General features: G+C 40.3%; 17 protein-coding genes. 15 read left to right on the top strand and 2 right to left on the bottom strand.

Features of this window, described 5'->3' with window-relative positions; translation table 11 throughout:
• The 6 genes from JWQ85_RS17740 to JWQ85_RS17715 form a co-directional block, all read left to right on the top strand.
• On the top strand, nt 1-2,385 hold a 2,385-nt coding region (locus JWQ85_RS17740; protein ID WP_299470343.1), incomplete at its 5' end, for a SusC/RagA family TonB-linked outer membrane protein.
• 11 nt (nt 2,386-2,396) lie between these two features.
• Nucleotides 2,397-4,310 carry a RagB/SusD family nutrient uptake outer membrane protein gene (locus JWQ85_RS17735; RefSeq protein WP_299470342.1) on the top strand — a complete coding sequence of 638 codons (1,914 nt, stop codon included), beginning with the start codon at nt 2,397-2,399 and terminating at the stop codon, nt 4,308-4,310.
• Nucleotides 4,311-4,320: 10 nt separating this feature from the next.
• On the top strand, nt 4,321-5,079 hold the full coding sequence (locus tag JWQ85_RS17730; RefSeq protein WP_299470341.1) for a DUF3823 domain-containing protein: 759 nt from the start codon (nt 4,321-4,323) through the stop codon (nt 5,077-5,079).
• 64 nt (nt 5,080-5,143) lie between these two features.
• On the top strand, nt 5,144-7,324 hold the full coding sequence (locus JWQ85_RS17725; RefSeq protein WP_299470340.1) for a hypothetical protein: 2,181 nt from the start codon (nt 5,144-5,146) through the stop codon (nt 7,322-7,324).
• Nucleotides 7,325-7,433: 109 nt separating this feature from the next.
• Nucleotides 7,434-9,710 (top strand): GH92 family glycosyl hydrolase, encoded by a 2,277-nt coding sequence (locus JWQ85_RS17720; protein ID WP_299470339.1) that lies wholly within the window; start codon nt 7,434-7,436, stop codon nt 9,708-9,710.
• Nucleotides 9,711-9,725: 15 nt separating this feature from the next.
• The gene (locus JWQ85_RS17715; RefSeq protein WP_299470338.1) at nt 9,726-10,847 is read left to right on the top strand and encodes a glycoside hydrolase family 76 protein; all 1,122 of its coding nucleotides are present in this window, start codon (nt 9,726-9,728) and stop codon (nt 10,845-10,847) included.
• Between the two features lie 55 nt (nt 10,848-10,902).
• Here the strand turns inward: JWQ85_RS17715 and JWQ85_RS17710 are convergent, their stop codons facing one another.
• A complete protein-coding gene (locus tag JWQ85_RS17710; RefSeq protein WP_299470337.1) occupies nt 10,903-11,103 on the bottom strand; it encodes a KTSC domain-containing protein in 201 nt (66 codons plus the stop codon).
• Nucleotides 11,104-11,294: 191 nt separating this feature from the next.
• On the opposite strand from JWQ85_RS17710, the gene JWQ85_RS17705 reads away from it, so the two are divergent.
• From JWQ85_RS17705 to JWQ85_RS17670, 8 genes are all read left to right on the top strand, one after another.
• Nucleotides 11,295-11,876: an RNA polymerase sigma factor gene (locus tag JWQ85_RS17705; protein WP_299470336.1), complete on the top strand. Its 582-nt coding sequence runs from the start codon at nt 11,295-11,297 to the stop codon at nt 11,874-11,876.
• A 78-nt stretch (nt 11,877-11,954) separates the two neighbouring features.
• Nucleotides 11,955-12,983, top strand: coding sequence for a FecR family protein (locus JWQ85_RS17700; protein WP_299470335.1), 1,029 nt, complete (start codon nt 11,955-11,957; stop codon nt 12,981-12,983).
• A 255-nt stretch (nt 12,984-13,238) separates the two neighbouring features.
• Nucleotides 13,239-16,688 carry a TonB-dependent receptor gene (locus tag JWQ85_RS17695; protein WP_299470334.1) on the top strand — a complete coding sequence of 1,150 codons (3,450 nt, stop codon included), beginning with the start codon at nt 13,239-13,241 and terminating at the stop codon, nt 16,686-16,688.
• A gap of 13 nt (nt 16,689-16,701) precedes the next feature.
• Nucleotides 16,702-18,249, top strand: a complete 1,548-nt coding sequence (locus tag JWQ85_RS17690) for a RagB/SusD family nutrient uptake outer membrane protein (RefSeq protein WP_299470333.1) — start codon at nt 16,702-16,704, stop codon at nt 18,247-18,249.
• 21 nt (nt 18,250-18,270) lie between these two features.
• On the top strand, nt 18,271-19,119 hold the full coding sequence (locus JWQ85_RS17685; protein WP_299470332.1) for a hypothetical protein: 849 nt from the start codon (nt 18,271-18,273) through the stop codon (nt 19,117-19,119).
• 60 nt (nt 19,120-19,179) lie between these two features.
• Complete coding sequence (locus tag JWQ85_RS17680) at nt 19,180-20,025, top strand: glycoside hydrolase family 16 protein (RefSeq protein ID WP_299470331.1); 846 nt, start codon at nt 19,180-19,182, stop codon at nt 20,023-20,025.
• Between the two features lie 97 nt (nt 20,026-20,122).
• Nucleotides 20,123-21,580: a glycoside hydrolase family 30 beta sandwich domain-containing protein gene (locus JWQ85_RS17675; RefSeq protein WP_299470330.1), complete on the top strand. Its 1,458-nt coding sequence runs from the start codon at nt 20,123-20,125 to the stop codon at nt 21,578-21,580.
• Nucleotides 21,581-21,598: 18 nt separating this feature from the next.
• A complete protein-coding gene (locus JWQ85_RS17670; RefSeq protein WP_299470329.1) occupies nt 21,599-22,843 on the top strand; it encodes a multiheme c-type cytochrome in 1,245 nt (414 codons plus the stop codon).
• A 46-nt stretch (nt 22,844-22,889) separates the two neighbouring features.
• On the opposite strand, the gene JWQ85_RS17665 is transcribed toward JWQ85_RS17670, so the two are convergent.
• Nucleotides 22,890-24,497, bottom strand: a complete 1,608-nt coding sequence (locus JWQ85_RS17665; protein ID WP_299470328.1) for a Na+/H+ antiporter — start codon at nt 24,495-24,497, stop codon at nt 22,890-22,892.
• A gap of 128 nt (nt 24,498-24,625) precedes the next feature.
• Between JWQ85_RS17665 and JWQ85_RS17660 the strand changes: the two genes are divergently transcribed.
• Nucleotides 24,626-25,468, top strand: coding sequence for a helix-turn-helix domain-containing protein (locus JWQ85_RS17660; protein WP_299470327.1), 843 nt, complete (start codon nt 24,626-24,628; stop codon nt 25,466-25,468).
• The last annotated feature ends 14 nt before the right edge of the window (nt 25,469-25,482 follow it).

The raw sequence follows: 25,482 nt of genomic DNA, 5'->3' as shown, positions 1-25,482 counted from the left end.
TATGGCTTTCAAGTCCCTTCCGGCTTGCCAAAAGCAGTAGGCGCAATTGATTTTATGACATTGGTTAACGAGCAATTGCTGCATAATGTAAATGGCGGCCAGGTAAAGTATTCTGACGCTGATTTTGAAGCCTACCGAAATGGCAGCAGAACAAGTACTGATTGGTACACACCTGTAATTAAAGATCGTGTACCGCAATCACAGCATAATCTGAATGCCACTGGCGGTAACGAGAATACCAACTACTTTATTAGTATGGGTATTACCAACCAGGCGGGCTTTTTGCGTAGCGACGATCTTAATTATAAGCGATATAACCTGCGGTCAAATATATCTACCAGGATAAATAAGAATCTTACCGTAGATCTTAACATTAATGGTACAATGGATCAGAAGAACCAGCCATACCAGGATGCTTGGTGGATAATCAGATCATTTTGGAGGCAGGTGCCAACACAATCTATCTATGCCAATAATAACCCCGATTATTTTAATAATGGGCAAGTTGATGGTTCAAATCCCGTTGCCCTTGCAGATGCCGATGTTAACGGTTACAAGGTATATAATAACAAATGGTTCCAATCGCAGGTGTCTGCCACCTATAATGTACCCTTTGTACCGGGATTAAGTGCTAAAGGCTTGTTCAGCTACGATTATTATAATTCAAGTAACAGGATCTATCAAAAATCATACAATCAATATAATTATGATGCTAATACAGACAGTTACGGGGCTGTGCCTAATCAAACACCTGCTACGTTTAGGCGTGAGTTTTTTGAAAGGCCAAGTACTTTAACACAATTCTCCCTTAACTATGATCATTCTTTTGGTAATCATAATATAACCGGCTTGTTGTTATATGAAGAAAGTAATCGCCAGCAGGATAACTTCTATGCACAGCGCGAACTTGCTTTAGCGGTTGATCAGTTGTTTTCTGGCAGCAGCACAAACCAGATCGGTTCAGCCAACTCGGGCGATATTTACAATTATGTAAATAAATCTATTGTTGGTCGTGTTAACTATAATTACAAATCAAAATATCTTGCTGAGTTTAGCTTCAGGAATGATGGTTCTTCAAGGTTTTCGCCAACTAAACAATGGGGCTTTTTTCCTGCCGGATCTATAGGTTGGAGAATTTCGCAGGAAGAATTCTGGAAAAACTCATCGGCCCTATCATTTATTGATGACTTGAAGTTCAGGGCATCTTACGGAAAGGTTGGTGATGATTCAGCTTTAGCCTATCAGTTTTTAACCGGTTATCGTTATCCGGCTAATGGTTCAAATAATCAATTGCCTCCGGGGTCTGTTTTCGATGGCACATTTGTAAATGGCGCGCAGAGCTTAGGCATCGCTAATTCTAACTTAACCTGGTTTAATGCCGAAACCTATAACATTGGTTTCGACCTTGAAGCATGGAAAGGGTTATTAGGCGCAACTTTTAACGTTTTCAGACGTGACAGGTCCGGGTTATTAGGAACCCAGGCATTAAGCCTGCCAAGCGTTGTTGGTGCAGACCTTCCGCAAGAAAATTTGAACAGCGACAGAACCCAGGGTTTTGAAATAGAATTGAATCACCGTAATCATATCGGTGCCTTTAACTACTTTGTAAAAGGGAACCTTGCTTTTAGCCGTACGCAAAACCGCACGGTTGTACAGGCACGTGCAGGTAACTCACAACTAAACTGGCATAATAACCAGAGCGACCGATGGAACAATATTTATTGGGGCTATGGGGCTGCCGGCCAGTATCAAAACTATCAGGATATATTAAACAATCCACAGTTTACATCCCGCAATGCGGTAGTAGGCGATTACAGGTACGAAGATTGGAACGGCGACGGGCAAATAACCGGCGATGATGTACACCCTATAGCTTACAACAGCGCGCCTTTAACCACGTTTGGCTTAACGCTTGGCGGTTCGTACAAAGGGTTTGATTTTAATACATTATGGCAGGGTGCAACAAATGTAACTGTGTCATATATTGAGCAATTGAATATACCGTTATGGGGTGGAGGTAGCGCACTGAGCCAGTTTATGGACAGGTATCACCCGGCCGACCCTAATGCCGACCCTTACAATCCAAATACCGTATGGGTGCCGGGTGCATATGCCCTTACAGGTACTACAGCCGACGTTAATTCCATGTTCAATATACAGGATGCCTCGTACGTAAGGTTAAAATCTGCAGAACTTGGCTATAGCATACCATCAAATTTTGCAAAAAAGATAGGTATAAAAGGAGCCAGGATATTTGTGAACGGTTATAACATCGTAACCTTCACAGGCTTAAAATATCTTGATCCGGAGCATCCGTCAAGCACTTATGGTTACTTGTATCCACTCAACAAAACGTTTTCATTAGGCGTAAATGTTAAGTTATAAAATTTAAGATCATGAAAAAAATTACATATACAGTATTATGCTTTTTGGTTTGCTGGACAACCGCCTGTAAAAAGCTCGATGTACCTCCAATTAATATAGTCCAGGATAAAGACGTCTTCACAAGTCAGGGTGGTATACAGGCTTATATGGCCCGTATTTACAGCGAATTGCCAATTGAAGATTTTAGATACTCGCCACAAAGAGGATTAAATTTCTTTTGGATAATAAGCCCGTTCAGCGCTGTTAGCGGCGAAGCATTAAGCAGGGATCAGTCAAGCGCGATGCAGGAAAATGTAGACGAATCGCCATGGGGTGATTCCTATAAATTAATAAGGGATGTTAATTATTTTTTAGAAAACATGCCTAAATATGCTGCTACTTACACACCTGCCGAGGTTAATTCGTGGATGGGCGAAGCCCGGTTTATACGTGCGGCAACCTATTTTGCATTAGCGAAACGTTATGGCGGTGTACCTATTGTTGGGCAGGTATTGCAATTCCCTACATCAAATGTTGATGATTTGAATATAGCCCGTTCATCAGAAGAAGAAGTTTACGACTTTATAGCTGCCGACCTTGATTACGCTTATACAAATTTAAGCGAATCTAACCAGGTGGGCCGTGCTAATAAATACGTAGCAGCCGCTTTTAAGTCAAGGGCAATGCTTTATGCGGGTTCTATTGCTAAATATAACCAGATAAGCCTGGTAGACGCTACCGGAAAAAGGGTGTGCGGTATACCTTCAACCAAAGCGATAACTTATTTTAAAGCCTCTTATGATGCTGCCTTGTTATTAGAAAATAAGTACAGCCTGTACAAAAAAGCCTGGGCGGCGGGTGATAAAGAAGCGCAATACCAAAATTATGTTAACCTGTTTTTTGATGAAACCAGCCCCGAGAATATTTTTGTAAGGCAATATCACTACCCCGAGTCTGTACATGGGTATGATTCATACAATGTTCCGAGGCAGTTAATGGGCGCTAACGGCTACTCTTCCGAGGTTAACCCTACCTTAAATTTTGTTGAAATGTTTGATGGTATCCCTAAAAATGCCGACGGAACTATTAAAACAACAACAGGCGGCAAGTATGATCTGTATACCAATACTGTTGATCTGTTTGCTAATGCCGAACCAAGGTTAAGGGCAACCGTTATTTTGCCGGGCGATGTATTTAAAGGTCAAAGCATCGAGATCCGCCGCGGAATTTACACAGGTAGTTCTGCAGGTGGTATAAGCCCGCTGTTGCCGGCCGGTTCAACAGCTAATTATCCAACCGCCAATATTGTGCAATCATCAAACGCCAGCCAAACACCATATAACCTACCTGGTGGTGGAACAATGAACCCTGCAGGTTTAAGTGGTGTATTTACAGGGGATGGAACTGCTGCTATATCAGGCTTTTCGGTCCGTAAACTTCTGGTACCTGATAAACCTACTTCAGAGGTTCTGGAAAATCGTTCAGACCAAACTTGGATTGAGATGCGCTATGCAGAAGTATTATTAAACCGTGCTGAGGCAGCTTATGAACTGAACGCACTTGGCCAAAATGATAAAGCTTATCTGCAAGACGCTTTTATGGAAATAAACCAGATCCGTGAAAGGGCAGGTGCAACCATGTTGGCCAGCGCGGCAGATCTAACAAATGTCAACGTCATCCGTATTGAAAGAAGGAAAGAATTAGGCTTTGAGAATAAAACCTGGTGGGATTTGAGAAGGTGGAGAGTTGCTGATAAGGAACAAAATTCGACCATTTACAGGGTTTTAATGCCATTTTATTCTGCAAACGACAAAAAGTACTTCTTTGATGCACGTACCGACGAAAGAAACTCTCGCTACACATTTGATGTACGCTGGTATTATGAGCAAATTCCTAATGGCGAGATCCAAAAAAGTCAAAAATTAATACAAAACCCAGGTTATTAATAATAAGAGAATGAAAAAGATATTCTATATGATAGCGATCTGCATAGTTGCCGTGGCCGGCAGCTCTTGCAGTAAATTAGATAATTACCCGGATCCTACCGAAACCCTTAATGGAAGCGTAATTGACGCGGGTACAAATAAAACCTTACAAACCGAAAATGGGGGAGGTGGAACAAGAATAAAGCTGATGGAAATAAGCTGGAGCGATAATCCCACACCTTTTTATATCAGTTCTATGCAGGATGGTACATTTAACTACACCAAGTTATTTGCCGGGAAAAATGTAATAAGTGCCGAAGGCGCGTTTGTGCCCCTGGTGCAAACAGACGCAAGCGGAGCAACCATTATTGATAAAAGCCAAACAGTTGATATTAAAGGTACAACAAACGTTAATTTTTCTGTAGACCCTTTTTTAAGGATTGAATGGATTGGCGAGCCGGTTTTGAACCCCGATGGTACGGTAACTGCATCATTTAAATTTACCCGTGGCACTACTGATCCAAACTTTCAGCAGGACATAACTGATGTACACCTGTTTGTAAATTCAAACAAATTTGTTGGCAATAATAATTTCGATAACCGTTACTCGCCACAAATTGATTACAACGGATCAGAAGCGAACGCACAGGTAGGGCAAACCATAACATTAACCACAAAGGGTGGCCCACTGCCAACAAAAAGAGAATACTTTTTAAGAGTTGGGGCCAGAACTAATTATGGGCTCAAATATTACAATTATACCGATGTTAAAACTGTAACTGTTCCTTAGGATACCCTATTACCACCTGCTTAAGAATATTAAAGTTCTTAAGCAGGATTATAAAATAGCCTCTATGAAAAAACTTCTATCCTCTTGCTGCTTAATTGCACTTTCTATTAGTGTAAATGCACAAACAACCAAGCCGGTCCCCTTAAAAGAAAAAACTGCTTTTCAAACCAGCAGCCCATGGATGCCAGAAATTGACGTACGGTCTGATATCGCCATCGTTTACGGTGTTAACGATCGTAAAGGGATGACCTTTGAACAGCGTGTACAATCATGGCGCGACCACGGCTACCAAACAAATTTTATGACAGGTATAGCCTGGGGCGATTACAAAGACTACTTTTTAGGTAAGTGGGATGGCATTAATCACCTTGGCGTGGGCCAGGTAACACAAAAAGGCGATACCATATTCCACGGTAAAGATATGCCCTATGTTGTACCGGTTAAATCATTTATTGAATACATGAAAACCGCCGTTATAAAACGGGTGATAGATGTAGGAATAACTAATATTTTTTTAGAAGAACCCGAGTTTTGGGCAAGGGCAGGTTATAGCGCGCCATTTAAAGAGGAATGGCAAAAATACTATGGCTTTCCGTGGAAACCGCAGCATGAGTCGGCCGAGAATACATACCTCTCCAGTAAGTTAAAATACCAGTTGTATTATAACGCTATTAAAGAAGTATCATCTTATGCCAAAGCCTACGGTAAAAGCAAGGGGAAAAGCATTAAAGTGTTCATTGCCACACACTCGCTGGTTAACTATTCATCATGGCAAATTGTTAGCCCCGAAGCCAGCCTTGCATCATTGCCCGGAATTGATGGCTATATAGCCCAGGTATGGACAGGCACCTCACGCGAACCAACATATTTTGATGGACAGAAAAAGGAAAGAGTATTTGAAAATGCTTTTCTGGAGTATGGCTCAATGGTATCTATGACCGCGCCAACCAAACGCAAAATGTTTTTCCTGACAGATCCTATTGAGGACTGGCCACGCGACTGGAGCGATTATAAGAAGAATTATCAGGCCACCTTTACCGCAAAGCTTTTGTACCCAATGGTTGCCGATTATGAGGTAATGCCATGGCCAGAGCGGATCTATACCCACCCATACAAAGTGGCCAACAGTAACGAGAAGGTGCTAATACCACAATACTATTCAACCCAAATGCAGATAATGGTAAATGCCCTGAATAGTATGCCGGCATCAACTAATAAAGTAACAGGTGTTAATGGGGTAGGCGTGTTAATGAGTAATTCATTAATGTTTCAACGGTTCCCTACACATAACGGGTTCGAAGATCCTCAGTTCTCTAACTTCTACGGGCAAACATTGCCTTTGTTAAAACGTGGTGTACCGGTGCAAACCGTGCACATGGAAAACTTGTCATATGCCGCTTCGCTAAAAAACATTAAGGTATTGGTAGTTAGCTATTCTAACATGAAACCTGTTTCGCCGGCTGTGCACGCTTCGTTAGCGGCTTGGGTTAAACAAGGCGGTGTTCTAATTTATTGCGGTCGCGATGATGATCCTTACCAATCAGTAATGGAGTGGTGGAACACCAAAGGGAATAAATTTACAGCCCCTTCACAACACCTTTTTAAGTTGTTTAATATAAATGCAGCAACAGGCAAGCAGAAATTTAATGTTGGCAAAGGAACGGTTTACATAGTAAGGCAAAATCCAAAAGAGTTTGTATTAGAAGCTAATGCCGATACTAAGTTTATTGACCTTGTAAAACAAGGTTACGAAAACGATGCTAAAGCCGGTAAGCTGGTATTCAAAAACAGCCTTTACCTGGAGCGTGGGCCTTATGATGTTGTTTCGGTAATGGATGAAAACGCTGATAACAAACCTTACATTATTAAAGGACCTGTAATTGACCTGTTCGATCCGCAATTACCGGTACTTGCCGAAAAAACGATAAATCCGGGCGAGCAGGCTTTATTATATAACGTTAACCGGGTAGCCAATAAAACCAAACCGCAGGTTTTAGCCGGTGCCGCGCGGGTTTATAACGAAAAAGTACAAGGGGCAAGCTATTCATTTGTGGCAAAAAGCCCTATTAAAACATTAAACAGTATGCGCGTTTTGCTGCCCGCCAAACCTAAGGTAACTAAAGTTGCCGATAGCAATGGGCAGGCAATAACCGATGCGAAAACATCGTGGGATGCGTCTTCAAATACATTATATCTGGGGTTTGCAAATAACCCCGACGGAATTAAAGTTAGTTTAAGTTGGTAAACTATTGGAGTTGGTTTAAGAAAGCTACCGCTACCATACATGGGGTATCCCGTGTATGTGTAGTGTAGCTGATATATCAGCTGCACTGTTACTCATCACCTATTTTTAAATGAAAAAAATATTTTTAATTGCCCTCTCTTTTTTACCAATAATTGCTTCGGCACAAATTGATAAGGCAAACCTGGCCGATCTGGTAAATCCCTTGATGGGGACCGATTCAAAACCGTCACTTTCAAACGGAAATACATACCCGGCAATAGCATTGCCATGGGGCATGAATTTTTGGACACCGCAAACCGGTAAAATGGGCAGCGGCTGGCAGTATACCTACAATGCCGATAAGATAGTTGGCTTCAAACAAACTCACCAGCCATCTCCCTGGATGAATGATTATGGGCAATTTTCTATCTTCCCTGAAACCGGCAAAATAAAGATTGACGAAGCCGATCGCGCCAGCTGGTTCTCGCATAAGGCGGAGATAGCCAAGCCATATTATTACAGCGTTTATTTGGCAGATTATGATATTAACACAGAAATAGCGCCAACCGAACGGGCAGCAAGCTTTAAGTTTACCTTTCCTAAAAGTGATAGCTCACATATTGTGATAGATGCTTTTGATAAAGGATCTTACGTAAAGATCATCCCGGGTGAAAATAAAATAGTAGGTTACAGCACCCGTAACAGTGGCGCGGTTCCTGCCAATTTCAAAAATTACTTTGTTATCTACATTGATAAGGCGTTTAAGAATGCATCAACCTGGCATAATAAAGACATTGAGGACGGTAAGCTGGAATACACCGGCGACCATGCGGGTGCAGTCATCAGCTTTAAAACAACAAAGGGCGAAGCGGTAAACCTGCGTGTAGCCTCGTCGTTTATAAGTATTGAACAGGCAGAACTTAATTTACAACGTGAACTGGGTAAAGAAAGCTTTGCAACCACAAAACAAAAAGCTAAAACCATCTGGAATAACACGTTAAACCGCCTCACGGTAGATGGTGGTTCAATAGATCAAACCCGCACATTTTACTCGTGCCTGTACCGCATGCTTTTCTTCCCCAATAAATTATATGAGTTAGATAGCAAGAATCAAATAGTTCACTACAGCCCATATAATGGTAAAATTTTGCCAGGCTACATGTTTGCAGGCACAGGCTTTTGGGATACCTTCAGGGCATTGTACCCTTTCCTAAACCTGGTGTATCCATCTATCAATAAAGAAATGCAGGCGGGGCTGGTAAACGATTATAAAGAAGGTGGCTGGCTGCCTGAATGGAGCAGCCCAGGTTACGCCGATGTTATGGTGGGTAATAACTCCGCATCGGTTGTTGCCGAAGCTTACCTTAAAGGAGGGCGTGGCTATGATATTCAAACCCTTTACCAAGCTTTGTTACATGGTGCCAGTAACACCGGCCCTAATGCAACCGGTAGGCGGGGAGTAGACTATTATAATACATTAGGTTATGTGCCTTATGATGTTAAGATAAACGAGAACGCTGCCCGCACGCTTGAATATGCCTATGACGATTTTGCGATATACAAATTGGGTAAAGCTTTAGGTCGCCCGGCATCAGAAACAAATGTTTACAGAAAACGCAGCATGAACTACAAAAATCTGTTCGATCCTTCAACCGGTTTAATGCGTGGCAAAAATAAAGATGGTCAGTTCCAATCGCCCTTTAATCCGTTTAAATGGGGCGATGCCTTTACCGAGGGTAATAGCTGGCATTATACCTGGAGCGTATTTCATGATGTACAGGGGCTAATTGACCTGATGGGTGGCAAACAAAAGTTTGTTACCAAACTGGATTCTGTGTTTACGCTGCCGCCGGTATTTGATGATAGTTATTATAGAAGTGTTATTCACGAAATAAGAGAGATGCAAATTGCAGGAATGGGTCAGTATGCACATGGCAATCAGCCCATACAACATATGACCTACTTGTATAATTACGCAGGCGAGCCATGGAAAACGCAACTTCATGTACGAGATGTAATAGATAAAATGTACAAACCCACACCCGATGGTTATTGCGGTGATGAGGATAACGGGCAAACATCTGCCTGGTATGTATTTTCATCAATGGGCTTTTATCCGGTTACGCCTGCAAGTGATCAGTATGTGTTAGGTGCCCCGCTGTTTAAAAAGGTAACAGTTAAACTGGAGAACGGGAAAATCATCAGCATAAATGCAGCTAATAACAGTTCGCAAAACAAATATGTAAACAGTTTAAGTGTTAATGGCAAGCCTTATACTTTCAATTGGTTAAGTCACTCCGCATTATTAAAGGGTGCTACGCTCAACTTTAATATGTCGGCACAGCCCAATAAACTAAAAGGGATTAAACCCTCCGAAGCCCCTTATTCATTATCTAACGAGAAATAATTAGACAATCTACCTATGAAAAAAATATTCTATATCCTGTTAACAAGTTTGTTTATTACTGTGGCAAGCTGCAGTAAAGGGAAAGAAGGAACAGCACCTATCGAAAAACCGGATAAACCCGAAGTAAACAATAATTTCACGGCTGCTGACGCAACAACCGCGTACACAGCTTTCAATAAATACTTTTATAACTCATCAGCCAAGCTATATTATAATACTACCAGGCAAGATGGTTTAGCCGCTATATGGACACAAGCTATATACTGGGATATGGCCATGAACGTTTATGAACGCACTAAAGATCCCGCGCAATTAATAAGGGTTAATGATATTTATCAGGGTGGTTTTAACCAGTATGATGGATATAATTGGGATAATACCACTACCTGGTTTATTTATGATGATATGATGTGGTGGGTTATAGCACTTGCCCGTGCAAACCAGATAACCGGTAAGCCCGAATATCTGCAAAAGGCTATCGCCGGGTTTAACCGTGTGTGGAACGGGTCGTACGATAGCGCAAATGGCGGTATGTTCTGGGATTTTAAACACAGCGGTAAAAATGCATGCATAAATTATCCAACGGTTATCGCGGCACTGCGTCTTTATAAAATAACCGGTGATGCAAGCTATCTGGATAAAGCAAAATCAATATATGACTGGGCAAAGGCCAATTTGTTTGATGCTACTAACGGCCGGGTGGCCGATCATAAAATAGGTAATAACCCGCCGGGATATGAAGATTATACTTACAATCAGGGTACTGCTATAGGTGCAGCTGTAATGTTATATAAAGAAACAAAAGACGTTGCCTATCTGAATGATGCAAAGTTAGCTGCCGATTATACAAAAAATAAGATGAGTACCAATGGCATCTTGCCAGCCGAAGGTGATTTTAACGAGCAAGGCGTTTTAAAATCAATTTTTGCGCAATACATTATGCAGCTAATAAATGATGGCGGCCAAAGCCAGTATTTAGATTGGGTACAAATTAACATTAATACCGGGTGGAAGAATAGAGATACCGAAAGGAACCTTACATTCAGAAATTACAGCATTCACTGCCCAACCGGAGATATACAATCTTACGAGGCAAGTAGTATAGTTACATTTATGCAGCTATGCCCTCCAAAATAATTAGGAGTATAAATTATTTACTTTGAGGGTAAAGAAAGTGCGGGAAGTATAATAGCTAAGGGTTGATTTCGACGAACGGATATTTTCTTTTGATGTTTCTGTTTAGAAAAATGCCTTTAGCCATTGTAGCCCGCATCTCTTTATATACCTTTTCCGGTACCTGCAGGTAGTTATAAACCTTGCCAGACCGATAGCGCACAGTGAGCGTTTCCGTATCAGCATTATAATCATAAGCGGCAATAACTGCAGAGAGCATAGCTTTTTACATTTTCCTGTTAATAACACATTGGGTCGGTCATTGTTTATTATAACGATCGGTATTGCTAAACAAAATATACCCTCTCAAAAAAACATCACGCCTAACTTGGTAATTATCTGTTTTTTTGTGAGTTTTGTTTGATGGTTAATAATTACATCATATATTGTTAACCTTTGTGCATTCATAGCATGACCAATTTTACTAAGTCTGATGAGGAGGAACTGATTAACCTTATGCAACAAGATTCTCTTGGCGCATTTAAGGAGATCTATGCCCGTTATTGGAAAACATTATACGCTGAAGCTTATAAACGTTTAAAGAATAAGGATGCAGCCGAAGAAATTGTTCAGGAATTATTTACTGCCTTGTGGCATAAACGATATGCCCTTAGTATTACCCAAACTTTAGGCGGGTACCTTTATGCAAGCGTAGGTTATCGTGTAATAGATTATTATCGTAAAGAGCTTACCAGGTTAAAATATAAAGAATCGCTCCAACTGGTTTATTCTGAGGCTGATCATTCAACGGAAGATGCCATTATGCTTAGGGACCTGGAATTAAATATCAATTCAATTGTTAACCAGCTGCCAGATAAATGCCGGTCGGTTTATGAGCTAAGCAGGGTTGATCATAAAACCAATAAAGAAATAGCACAACACCTTGGCATATCCGAAAAAACGGTAGAGAACCATCTTACAAAAGCTCTAAAAAGACTGCGTCTAAGTCTTAATAATTATTTCCTGCTCCTGATAATCGTACTGATAAAATAAATATTTTATTAACGAGTAGGGGATACACCTTAATTATACGTCAAGTATTTATAAACCAACCAATATTTTTGTTTTTTCATGAAGAAACCTATACCCGTAGAATTACTGGAAAAGTATTTACATGGTGATTGTACAGAGGAAGAGATAACATTAGTAAAACAATGGTATCACTCTTTTGAAAACGAGCATGATTTTATTTCTGAAGTAAGCGTTGCCGAAGAAAAAGAGATAGAGGCGCGTATTTACAACCGCATTATCGAAAATATTGAAGCTCCTGCAAAAGAGGCAGCACCTGTTAAAAGGTTCCGCTATTCTGTTTTAATAAAATGGTCTGCCGCTGCCGCAATAACAGCTGTATTTTTAACTGCCTTTTATCTTTTTAATACAAGCAAAACTTCATTTACACATGCACCGGTTGCTACGTTAACCGTTGAACAGGTGGATATTACAAACAACTCAACCCAAATTTACAAAGCTGTATTACCCGATAGCAGCATAATTTGGTTAAATCCGGGCGGTAACATAAGGTATCCAAAAATATTTGCTGCTAATGCCCGCATTATCTCCATGTATGGCGAAGGCTTTTTTGAAGTTACTAAAAACCCTAAGCGCCCGTTTATAATAAATGGCCGGTCAATAATCACCAAGGTATGGGGAACTAGTTTTTTAATACGCGACAATTATAGGAGCAATACTGCCGATGTTTCTGTTATTACCGGTAAAGTTTCGGTAAGTATCAAAAATGGGGATAAGGACAATAATTTCTCAACCAGTTTAGAGAAGCACGAAATTATACTCTACCCAAATCAAAAAGCAATTTATTTAATTGATAAACACCTTTTAAAACCGGCAGGCATCATTAATGAGCCGGCTTTAAAAATATGGAACCAGGTTAACCTATCATTTGATAATAAACCGTTGCGCGAGATTATCCCGGTACTTAATTCAACGTATGGCGTACATATAAAGGTTGCAGATGAGAAGCTGAACCATTATATACTTAATGCAGATTTTGCAGGATTTAACCTGCCCGATGTTCTGGCGGCCTTAAAGAAATCCATTAACGTGAATTACCAGATCAAAGAAAATATTATAGAACTTAATTAAACCAATTACTAACCAAATTAACCCAGTAAGCCTATGAAGAATAAGATACCCTCATAAAATGCCTCAGCCCTGAGGTTTAGATACCCCATAAATAAAGAAACTTAGAAGTGTTACGAGCACTCCTAAGTTTAAAACGCCCTGCTATTGATGCACCAAAAATGGTGTACCGGGCATTTAATTGTCTCATTTTTAACAAAGAAACATAACAAATATATGAAATTTCGTTTACGAAAGCCTATCCCCTGGTCTAAAATCATGAAGATTACATTTAGTCAAATCCTGATAGCAGTTCTATTAAGCAGTATTGCTTATTCAAGCCCTTTAAAGGCTCAAAACATACTTGACAAAACGGTTAGTGTGTCGTTTAAGCAGACTTCTGTACAAGAGGTTTTAAATTACTTGCAGAAAAATAATGACATCAAATTCATTTACAGTAAAAACTCTGTAAACCTATCTCAAAAAGTAACTATAAACTTTGAGAAGCAGGATCTTAAAAGCGTACTTGATGAATTACTGAAAAGTAACGGCATTGATTACGAGGTTTTGAAGGACAGAATTGTGCTTGGAAAACCATCTGATATTAAAGCGGCTAAGAGCGCTGCTGCTGCAAATGATAATGTTGCGAATGCAGATGAAACTGTAGCATCTATTCCCGTTACAGGTAAAGTGCTTGATGAAAGTGGTTTATCATTACCCGGCGCTACCATCCTTGAAAAAGGAACTCAAAATGGTACTGTAACAGATGTTAACGGTAACTTTAAATTAAATGTGGCTAATGAAAACTCAGTTTTAGTTATAGCATTTGTTAGTTATCGCAAAACCGAAGTTACAGTTGGTAAACAAGGTTTTATATCGATAACCCTGGTTGAAGATGTAAGAGGGTTAAACGAAGTTGTGGTAGTAGGTTATGGTACGCAAAAGAAAAGTGTAACTACCGGCGCTATATCGGGCGTTACTGCAAAAGAATTTGAAGACCTTCCGGTAACCCGGGTAGAGCAAATATTACAGGGGCGTACCTCTGGTTTAACCATTGCAGCAAACAATGGCCAACCCGGTGAAGGTGCTACTGTACGTGTGAGGGGTATCACATCATTCAATAATAACGATCCGTTATGGGTTGTTGATGGTGTTGTGGTAGATAACGGCGGTATTGGATATTTAAACCAATCAGACATCCAATCTATTGAAGTATTAAAAGATGCGGCTTCACAAGCTATATATGGTACACGCGCAGCTGCAGGTGTAATTTTGGTAACCACTAAAAAGGGCCGCGAAGGTAAACCGCAGATCAACTATGCGGGCTATTATGGCACATCGGCCCCTGCCAAAAAACTTGATTTGTTGAACGCCACGCAGTATGCAACATTAAGGAATGAATCTGCTGCTGCAAGTGGTAGTACCGTACTTCCTTATGCTGACCCTGCGTCGCTTGGTAAAGGTACCGACTGGCAGTCTGTCATTTTTAACAATAGTGCAAAACGTCAAAACCATGAGCTAAGTGTAAGCGGTGGTACAGATAAATCAAGCTATTATACCTCTTTTGGTTATCTACAACAGGATGGTATTGTAGCCACCGAGATATCAAAGTATAAAAGGATAAATTTTAGGGTAAATCAAACTTACAAACCCGCCAAATGGATAAACTTTGGCGAAAATATTGGTTATACTTACAATAAATCAATCGGTTTAGGAAACACCAATAGCGAATTTGGAGGCCCCTTAAGTTCGGCCCTAAACTTAGACCCTACTACTCCTGTATTAATAACTGATGCAGCCGTAGCTTCAAAAAGTCCGTATTCAACTAATCCTGTTCGAAGAAATGCCCAGGGATACCCATATGGTATATCAGTTGATGCAAACGGGCAAGCAATTGTTGGCCAGGAGATCACCAATCCATTAGCCTATATTTCAACTCGTTTGGGTAATTACAATTGGGCACATAATATAGTAGGTAATGTGTATGCTGAAATTGAGCCAATTAAAGGTTTGAAATTAAGATCAACTTTAGGTACTAAAATGGCGTTTTACGGGTCAGAATCCTTTAACCCGGTTGCGTATCTTAATTCATCTACTGTTACATCTCAAAATAGTTACTTTCGTGGTAGCACAAGAAGATTTGATTGGAATGTTGAAAATACAGCCTCCTATACACGCAATATATTTAAGCATAACATAAACGTGCTTATTGGCCAGGGAGCATATTCAGATAGTAAAACTTATACCCAGGGTGTAACTTACTACAACCTCCCTGTTGATAATTTTAACGATGCATCCTTAAATTATAGCATACCAGCGGCAAACAGGGTAGGTTCAGGCGGCGAAGGCCAGGAACATACCATTAGTTCGTTATTTGCACGTTTAAATTATGATTACGATGAGCGCTACATATTGCAGGGTATAATCAGAAGAGATGGTTCTTCAAGGTTTGGTGCAAATTATAAATATGGTACTTTTCCATCATTCTCTTTAGGTTGGGTGCCAACAAAAGAGGAATTCTGGCCAAAAAACGAAGTTGTTAATTTCTTAAAAGTACGTGGTGGTTATGGTATTGTAGGTAGCGATGCTATCGGCGATAACGCATTCCTTTCTACTGTTGGTGGAGGCCGTAACTATAGCTTCGGTACCGGTGATGAATATATAAGCGGTTATAGCCCTAACGCACCATCAAACCCTAACTTACATTGGGAAGAAACTGCACAAACTAACGTAGGTGTTGATATGGTATTACTTAACGATTTTAACCTGACGTTGGAGTGGTTTAAGAAAAAAACCTCGGGCATACTTCAAAATCCTCAAATTCCGCTGTATGTTGGTGCTATTTCTAATCCGGCAACCAATATTGGTGATATGGAAAATACAGGTGTTGAACTTGAACTGGCTTATCATAAAAAAGTGGGCGACTTTAACTTTAATGTTAACGGTAATATCTCGCACATAAAAAATAACGTTACGTTTTTATCTAACGGAATTAAATTTAGAGATGGCAGCGGTTTTCAAGGTATACGGGATGGCGTAACCCGTACTGCAGTTGGAGAAGCATATAACTCTTTTTATGGTTATGACAACCTCGGAATATTTCAAACACAGGCAGAAGTTGATAGCTATGTATCGGCTACCGGAACTAAAATTCAGCCAAATGCTAAACCTGGTGATTTTAAATGGGCAGATTTAGACGGTAATGGCTCTATTGATAATAAGGACCGTACGTTTATTGGTAACCCAACACCAACATGGACTTATGGTTTAACATTTAATGCTGCCTACAAAAGCTTTGATGTTGTAATATTTGGACAAGGACAAGCCGGGAATAAAATTTTTCAGGGATTGCACCGCCTTGATATTAGCAACTCAAACTTTACAACGAAACGCTTAAACAGGTGGACCGGTCCGGGTACATCTAATACCGAGCCCCGTGTTGTAGATGGCGACCCTAATAACAACACCACATCTAATTCGAGTTATTATCTGGAAGATGGATCTTACTTCCGTATCAAAGTGCTGCAATTAGGATATACACTTCCAAAAACATTGATCAGCAAAATAGGCATGAGAAGGGCAAGAGTATATGTAACAGGTGAAAACCTGTTAACCTTTACTAAATATACAGGTTACGACCCAGAGATTGGTGGTGGTAGCTATAGTATTGATCGTGGTTTTTATCCGCAGGCGCGTTCATTTATGATAGGGTTAAGTGTTGGATTTTAATTTAAATAAAGAAATGAAAAAGAGTATAAAATATTTATCGTTTTTTTTAATAGGTGCCATAGGCGTAACCTCATGTAAAAAAAGCTTTTTAGATGTAAAGCCTTTAGGTACCGATCTGGAATCAAATTATTATAGGAACCAAACAGAGGCGTTTAACGGTTTAGTAGCCGTATATGACGTTGTTGGATGGCAGGGCGGTGGCTTTGTAACAAAAGAGAATGCAATGGATGCCGCTTCTGATGATCATTATGCTGGCGGGGGCAACTCCACTGATATTAACGATTTGCAGGTTTTTTCAAATTACACCTTGTCACCTTCGGTAGGGCCATCTTACGAATTATGGAAGGCAGGCTTCTCGGGTGTATTCCGCGCAAACGTGCTGCTTTCTAAATTACCTAATGTGCCTATGGATGATGCATTAAAAAGCAGATATGCATCAGAAGCTACAGCATTAAGGGCTTATTTTTACTTTGATCTGGTTAGATTGTTTAAGAATGTTCCCTTATTAAAAGAGACTGTAGCCGCTGATAAGATAGATCAGGTATTACAGGCTACACCGGCCGAAGTATATGCCCAAATAGAGACAGATTTAAAAACTGCTATTGCTGATCCTAATTTACCGGCCACAGTTAATGCTGCTACCGAAGGTGGCCGCCTTACAAAAGGCGCGGTACATGCACTTTTAGGAAAAGTTTACCTCTACGAACAGAAATGGGCCGAAGCTGCGGCTGAATTTAAGGAAGTAAATGGTTCAACGCCAGGTCAAACAAATGCTACTTATGGCTATAAGCTGGTAACTAACTTTGCCGACCTATGGAAAACTTCAAATAAATTTAACAGCGAATCTGTTTTAGAAGTTGGCCACTCTTCAAAGTCTGCCGGCGATTGGGGCTGTATAGCATGTACAGAAGGTAACGTGCTGAACATTATTGTAGGCCCTCGTGGGTACACTCCACTATTACCCGGAGCCCCTGATTACATTTCTGGATATAGCTTTTTGCCAGTAACCAAAAATTTGTTTGACGCCATACATTTTGATCCGCGAAATAAAGCCACTGTAGCTAACCTGGATAGTTTAAAAGCAAATGGCATAGCCAATTATACAGCCGGTTATATGAATACCGGGTACTTCCTTGGCAAATTTGCAGGTCATTTATCTGATAAAACCACTGGTGGGGGTGCACCTGAGTTGAATTACCCGCAAAATTTGTATGAAATACGTTTAGCAGATACTTATTTAATGGAAGCCGAAGCTTTAATACGTGGTAATGGTGATTTAAGCCGTGCAACCGCCTTAATGACAGCTGTACACACCAGGGCTTATAACGATGGTACAACCCACAACTTAGCCGCCACATTTGAAAACCTGAAAAGGGAAAGGCGTTTAGAGCTTGCAGGTGAAGGCCACCGTTGGTTTGATCTTGTACGCTGGGGCGATGCGCCAACTATATTAGGATCAAGAGGATTTGTTGCGGGTAAGCATGAAATATTGCCAATACCACTTAATGATTTAAGCAACACTAAGCTTGAGCAAAGTAAAGAGTGGGGTGGTACTAAGTAATTAACTATTTATTTAAATAATATGAAATTGAATATCATTAAGGCCTGCACTTTAGGTGTAATGGCTATTGCAATGTCCTCGGGCTGCAAGCCCGAGGAAGTTGGTGAGGGTAATGGCTTAACATCAACCGATCTGAATGCTTCTTTTACTGTTACACCTGTTGCTGGTAAATCAAATTATTACGTTTTAAATGCTGACACAAAAGGCGTATTAGGGGTAAAGTGGGACCTTGGAGAAGGTGGCACACCTCCTATTGGTAAAGCAACTGATACCGTGTTCTTTCCGGATGCAGGAAAATATACCGTTACGCTGCATGCAATAGGCAAGGGAGGTGCAATAAAAACCGCGTCTCAGGATATTGATGTTGCTACGTCAGATCCATCTGCAGGTAACCTTGTGCTTGGTTCAAATATGGCAGCCAGCGATGACGCTTTCTGGAGCCATATTACAATATCACCGGGTGTTACAATGGCTATCGACAATGGTAAAATGGTTGCTAAAGGTGGTAATTATGGCCATGCTGCAGTTTGGCAGGCGATAGATGTGGTTGCCGGCCGTAAATACCAGATAGATATGAATGTAGATGGTAGTGGTGCAAGCGATACATGGTTTGAGGTTTATTTTGGTAAGCAACAACCAGGTGGTTCAGATTATAGCGACGGCGGCGCACGCCTTGCTATCAACACCTGGACAGGTTGCGGCAAAACTGCATTTAACGGTAAATTATCTGCTATACAGTGTGCAGGTAGCGGCAATACTGTTACCGCTGCAACAACCGGTAAAATGTATCTGCTAATTAAAAGCGGTGGTAATAACCTTGGCCTTACCGGCATCGAGTTTACTAAAGTAACCCTGCGCGGAATAAACTAATTTATAAATGGTACAAGGTTGCTTGCTTAATAAGCAGCCTTGTTACTTTAATTATACAATATGAAAAAGCTGTTATTAGCGGTATGCCCAATAATTGTTTTAAGTATGGCATCATGCTCTAAAAAGAGTGAGCCTGTTTTACCTCCCTTTAAACCTATTGAACAGCCGGCTAAAGTTTATGGCTTTGAAAGTACAGTTGCATGGTCTGATGAGTTTGATGCCAACGGTGCGCCCGACCCAACAAAGTGGAACTATGATGTAGGCGGTAGCGGTTGGGGAAATAACGAATTGGAGTATTATACAAATACCACAAATAACGCCGTGATTAAAGATGGCGTACTAACCATCACTGCAAAAAAAGAAAGCATGGGTGGCATGAACTATACATCGTCAAGAATGGTATCAAAAAATGGGAGCGATATGCTTTATGGCCGTATAGAGGTGAAAGCAAAAATTCCTGCTGGTACAGGCACTTGGCCGGCTATATGGATGCTGCCTAATGATTATGCCTATGGCTCGTGGCCAAACTCGGGCGAAATTGATATTATGGAACATGTTGGTTACGACCCTAATAATGTTCACTTCAGCGTGCATAACCAACTGTATAACGCGGGTAATTCAAAATCAAGTACGCTTAGTATCCCAACTGCCTTTACGGAGTTTCATGTTTACAGAGCCGATTGGACACCAACAGCTGTAAAAGGTTATTATGATGATAAATTGATATTTACCTACACAAACGATGGTAAAGGGTCAGCAGGCTGGCCTTATGATAAACCTTTTCATGTACTGCTTAACCTTGCTATAGGTGGTAATTGGGGTGGCATAAAGGGTGTCGACGATTCTATTTTTCCCGTATCAATGCAGGTAGACTATGTTCGTTTTTACAAAATGACAACTAACTAATAACCTAAACCTTGTCACTTTTATATTAATCAATTGGCCTTACCTGGCTAATAGGGGGCTCTTTTTTCTAATAATTTGCTTAAAGCATCCTAACAGAATGAAAAAAATTACGCGATATCTGCTTATAATAACAGCCATTGGTTTGGCAGTAGTACAATATGGTTGCAGTAAATCATCACCCGGCACTACCCCTAAACCGGTAGTTCCTGTTACGCCGGGAACCCCTGTAACACCAGTTACTACAGATGTTAATATGTGGCTTACCACGGCAGACCAAACGCAACTGTTTAAACAGCAGAATGTTGCACTTGTATTTAACACAAATACCAATGGTAACCCCACTATTAATGTAGATGACACAAGAACCTATCAACCTATTGACGGGTTTGGTTTTGCGCTTACAGGTGGTAGTGCATCTCTTATTAATTCGTTAAGCGATGCAAATAAAACCGCATTATTGAACGAGCTTTTTAAAACGGATGGTACAAACATTGGTATAAGTTATTTGCGAATCACACTTGGCGCATCAGATTTGAGCGCCGCAACGTTTAGTTACGACGATGTAAACGGCGATACAGACTTAGCAAACTTTAGCCTGGATAAAGAGAAAGCAGATCTGTTGCCGATACTAAAAAAAATACTGGCCATTAATCCAAATATTAAAATACTTTCTTGCCCGTGGAGCGCACCTGCATGGATGAAGGATAACAATAGCTTTTATGGTGGCAGCTTAAAGCCCGAATATTTTGATACTTACGCCAAATACTTTGTAAAATATATACAGGCCATGAAAGCCGAAGGTATCACTATTGATGCCATAACCCCACAAAACGAACCGCTTAACGCCTATAATAATCCCAGCATGCTCATGCTATCTGTTGACCAGGGGAAGTTTGTTAAAAACAATTTGGGCCCTGCTTTTAAAGCTGCCGGTATCACTACCAAAATAATTGTGTACGATCATAATGCTGATCATCCTGAGTATGCAACCGATATTTTTGCGGATAAAGCCACAGCAGATTTTGTTGATGGAGCTGCTTTTCATCTTTACGGTGGTAATATAAACGCATTAGGCCCTGTGCATGATCAGTACCCCGATAAAAATATATATTTTACAGAACAAGCTACATTTGCCGGTGGTAATTTTGGTGGCGATCTGTCCTGGCATGTTAGTAATTTAATAATAGGTGCAACCCGTAATTGGAGTCGTAATGTTATTGAATGGAACCTGGCTTCAGATCCGAATCAGAACCCCCATACTGTAGGCGGTTGCACAACCTGTTTGGGTGCTATTACTGTAGGCACGGGCATAACACGTAATGTTTCCTACTATATTATTGCTCATGCATCCAAATTTGTGAGGCCGGGTGCGGTAAGGATAGCGTCTGATCTGCTAAGCAATATCCAAACGGTAGCCTTTAAAAATACAGATGGCTCAAAAGTATTGGTGGTATTAAACGCTGGCGGTACCGATCAGAACTTCAATATCAGGTATAGCTCAAAAATGGTAAACACGTCTTTAAAAGCAGGTGCTGTAGCTACCTATATCTGGTAAGTTTAATGCGCAATGGCTATGAAAAATAAAAGACTTTATTTAATGCTCTTTTTCTTTCTTATCCCATTATCAGTTATACTTACCCAATGTTTTAATCCGGCTAAAAGTGCTGACCCGCGGGGTCAAAACTTCGCAGGCTCAAAAGCTTGTATAAAATGCCATAAGGAAGTTTATGATGATTATATTAATACCCCGCACAATATAAGTTCCAGACAGGCATCTATACATAACATACATGGTAGCTTTTTAGAGGGGCAAAATACCTTTAATTTTAGTGACAGCCTTAAAGTTGTTATGCAAAAACGAGCCAGTGGCGTATATCAGGTAGCATACAAAAATGGCAAAGAAATACAATCGCAACGATTTGATATTGTATTTGGTGGCGTAAAGGCCGAAACCTATTTGTATTGGAAAAACGATGGCTTATTTGAACTGCCAATTTCGTATTTCGAAAATTTAAACAACTGGACAAATAGCCCCGGTTATGCTGGTGGGATAGTAAATTATACAAGGCCAATTGTAACCCGGTGTTTTGAATGCCATAGCTCTTATATCAGCGAAAAAGAAGGGCAGCCGCAAAGGTTGTCTAACAGTACAAAATTTGACAAAAGCTCAATTATTTTAGGTATTGATTGCGAACGGTGCCATGGTCCGTCTGCGCAGCATATAACCTTTCATGTCGAGCACCCTAAAGAGAAAAAGGCAACATTTATAACATCCTTTAATAGCTTAACCCGCACACAAAAGTTAGATGCCTGCGCGGTGTGTCATAGTGGTAATAAAGACAGATATCTTACCTCGACCTTTAGTTTTAAAATAGGGGATACACTTGCCAAATTTAAAGAACCTGAGTTTTTTCGTCAAGAACCAAAACCAGCTACAATTGATGTGCATGGTAATCAAAATGGTTTGCTTGCTGCCAGTAAATGCTTTTTAATGAGCAATATGGATTGCAATACCTGCCACAATACCCATAGTAATAAAAAAACGGATTTGATAATATACGCTGCTAATTGCAGCAATTGCCATAAAAGTGCCAATCATAATCAGTGTAAATTAAAGGAGCAATTAGGAGAAAACCTTATAACAAATTGCATTGATTGCCATATGCCGGCTACACCATCTGATGTTATAATGGTGGAATCGGAGGGGGGTAAAATGATTGTTCCATATTTAGTTCGCACACATAACATTGCTATCTATCCCAAAGAAACAAAGAAAATATTGGCGTTTATAAACAGCAGAAATAAACAACGAAACTAAATCAAACATCCTTGAAGTGAATTAGGTAGTTAATCCGCGAGCCACTTTACAAGCCAAAGGATTGTCGTAATTTTTCTTCTTCAAGGTCAATAAGTTCTAACTGCTGCCTAATCAGATCTTCGCTGATATTCTCCTTTTTATTCAGCGTTTGTAATAATGTACGCTGTTGATACATTAAGTCAGCCATGATGGTACGATATTCTTTGTAAAAAGCTTCGGTAAGGTCAGGGTTGTCTTCTTTTTCCCAGTCTTTCAATAACTCTACGTCGGCATTAAACCTTATGCTTAATGATTTAAGCATGCCATTACCATCCATTTCTTTAGTGTATTTATCATTGAGGATACTTAAGGAAAGGTGGGAGAGTTTTTTCCTGATCAGCTGCCTTTGTTTTGATAATGGAATATCATTATCACGGTCGGGAATATTCAGCCATTTAACTAATAGCGGTAAGGTTAATCCCTGCAGCACCAGCGTTACAATGATGACTGAAAAGGTAATAAACAGGATTAGGTTTCGATTTGGAAAAGCCTGACCAGATGATAGTGCAAGTGGAATACTAAGCGCTGCTGCCAGCGACACCACTCCGCGCATTCCCGCCCATCCCAGAAGTGTTGGTCCTTTCCATCCCGGCCTGCTATCAGCAACCCTGATGTACCGGCTTATAAATACGGTGAAAACAGTAGCCCCATAAGTGCTTGCAAAGCGGGTTACTATTAACACTCCGGTAATTATCAAGCTGTACGTAATAGCAGGCTTTAAACCATCGGGCCCAAGGCCTTTGATAATAACCGGGAATTCCAACCCTATCAGCATAAATACAAAGCCATTCAGCACAAATGCTACTGCTTCCCAAACATTAACTCCCTGCAGGCGGCTGCGATATGTGAGAAATTTATGCCGCCTAATAGAAAGGAACAGCCCGCCGCTAACAACAGCCAGTACGCCCGAAAAGTGGAATTCTTCGGCTACCATATACATGGCGTAGGGCGTAATAAACGTAAGGACGATATCAATATTTGTAGTTGTTGGCAGCCAGCGGTGTATAGTATAAAATACCAGGGCCACAGCAATACCTATGGCAATACCCATAATAATAACCAACACAAAATTTACCGCAGCATGGCTGAAAACGAAACTACCGGTGGCAACAGCAGAAAGTGCAAAACGAAACACCACCAAACTGGATGCATCGTTCAGCAGGCTTTCGCCCTCAACAATAGTTACTAATCTTTTGGGTACTTTAATATTCTTTAAGATGGCGGTGGCCGAAACCGCGTCAGGGGGCGAGATAATGCCTCCTAATAAAAAACCTGTAGCCCATGTAAAGCCAGGAATAATTGCCTGCGAAACAAAAGCAATAACGCAGGAAGTAAGAATAACAATTGGAAATGCAAAACTAGAGATAACCCGGCGCCATTTCCAAAAATCTTTCCATGATGTATTCCATGCGGCCTCATATAATAATGGCGGTAAAAATATCACAAAAATAAGTTCGGGATTTATTTCGATACCCCTTAAAGCCGGTACAAAACCTAATGGCAAACCAACCAGTAGTAATAAAATAGGATAAGCTATTTTAATCTTTTCGGCTATCATCACAACTAACAAAATGATGACGAGGAGGCAGGTTAGCTGAACTATAAGGTAGTGCATAAACGAAAATACAATAATTAAGGGCAAATTAAATAGGTTAGGTGCAACGGATTTAGGATTTTTACCTGTCAGATTAGGTATTTAGTGTAAATTGCATTTTAATTACGGGTGAGTGTATGTTATCGTCAATGTCCAAATCGGTTTTCGAGAAAGAATTAAAAGATTCCTTTTCTGTTAATTATCTGGATAAGAAATTTGAATCTATAGCCTGCCGGTTAATTTATCATCGGATGATTCTCGTTCAGTCTGGAAAAGGAAATTTACTGGTAGATGATCTGAGTTTTCCGATATCAGATAACCAATTACTTCTGATTGCTAAAGGACAGATCTATCAATTTCAAACAGGAATGTATATCACGGGATATGAAATTTCGTTTGGAGATTGTTTTTGGGAAAAGGCACCGGCAAGCGCGAGTAATTGCAAAGCGGTATTGTTTAACAATGCTTCGGTAAACCAACAGCTACCTTTAAATGATGAAGATTACAAAGAACTTAGTTTACTTTTTGAAATGTTAAACCAGGAATATCTTAAGGCAGATTTCAGTAACAAATTAGATGCACTTGCGGCCTACCTTAAAATAATAATGATAAAGGTGGCAAATGTTAATGCATCCCTTGCCAGGGGATATGATAGTTTTGAAAATCAGCTATACGGGCAGTTTTTAGAACTCCTAAGTCAACAGTACCGAAACTCGCACGAGGTTGCAGACTATGCACGCCAGTTAGGTATTTCGGCACGTAAATTAACAGATCTATCTAAAAGATGCAGCGGACATGGTGCCAAAGAATTGATCAATGGCCAACTGATAGCAGAAGCTAAAAGATCATTGCAATTTTCTTCGCAACCGATAAAAGAGATCGCTTTTATGCTCAACTTTTCTACGCCCGAACAATTCAGCCATTTCTTTAAGAAGAACTCACACGTATCACCACAAGGTTTTCGCACCCAATTTGTAAATATTGGCATGTGATTAACCTGTTTTAA

This window comes from Mucilaginibacter sp. (assembly GCF_028288105.1).
GTDB lineage: Bacteria > Bacteroidota > Bacteroidia > Sphingobacteriales > Sphingobacteriaceae > Mucilaginibacter.
This window is presented reverse-complemented; position numbering and strand designations above follow the sequence as displayed.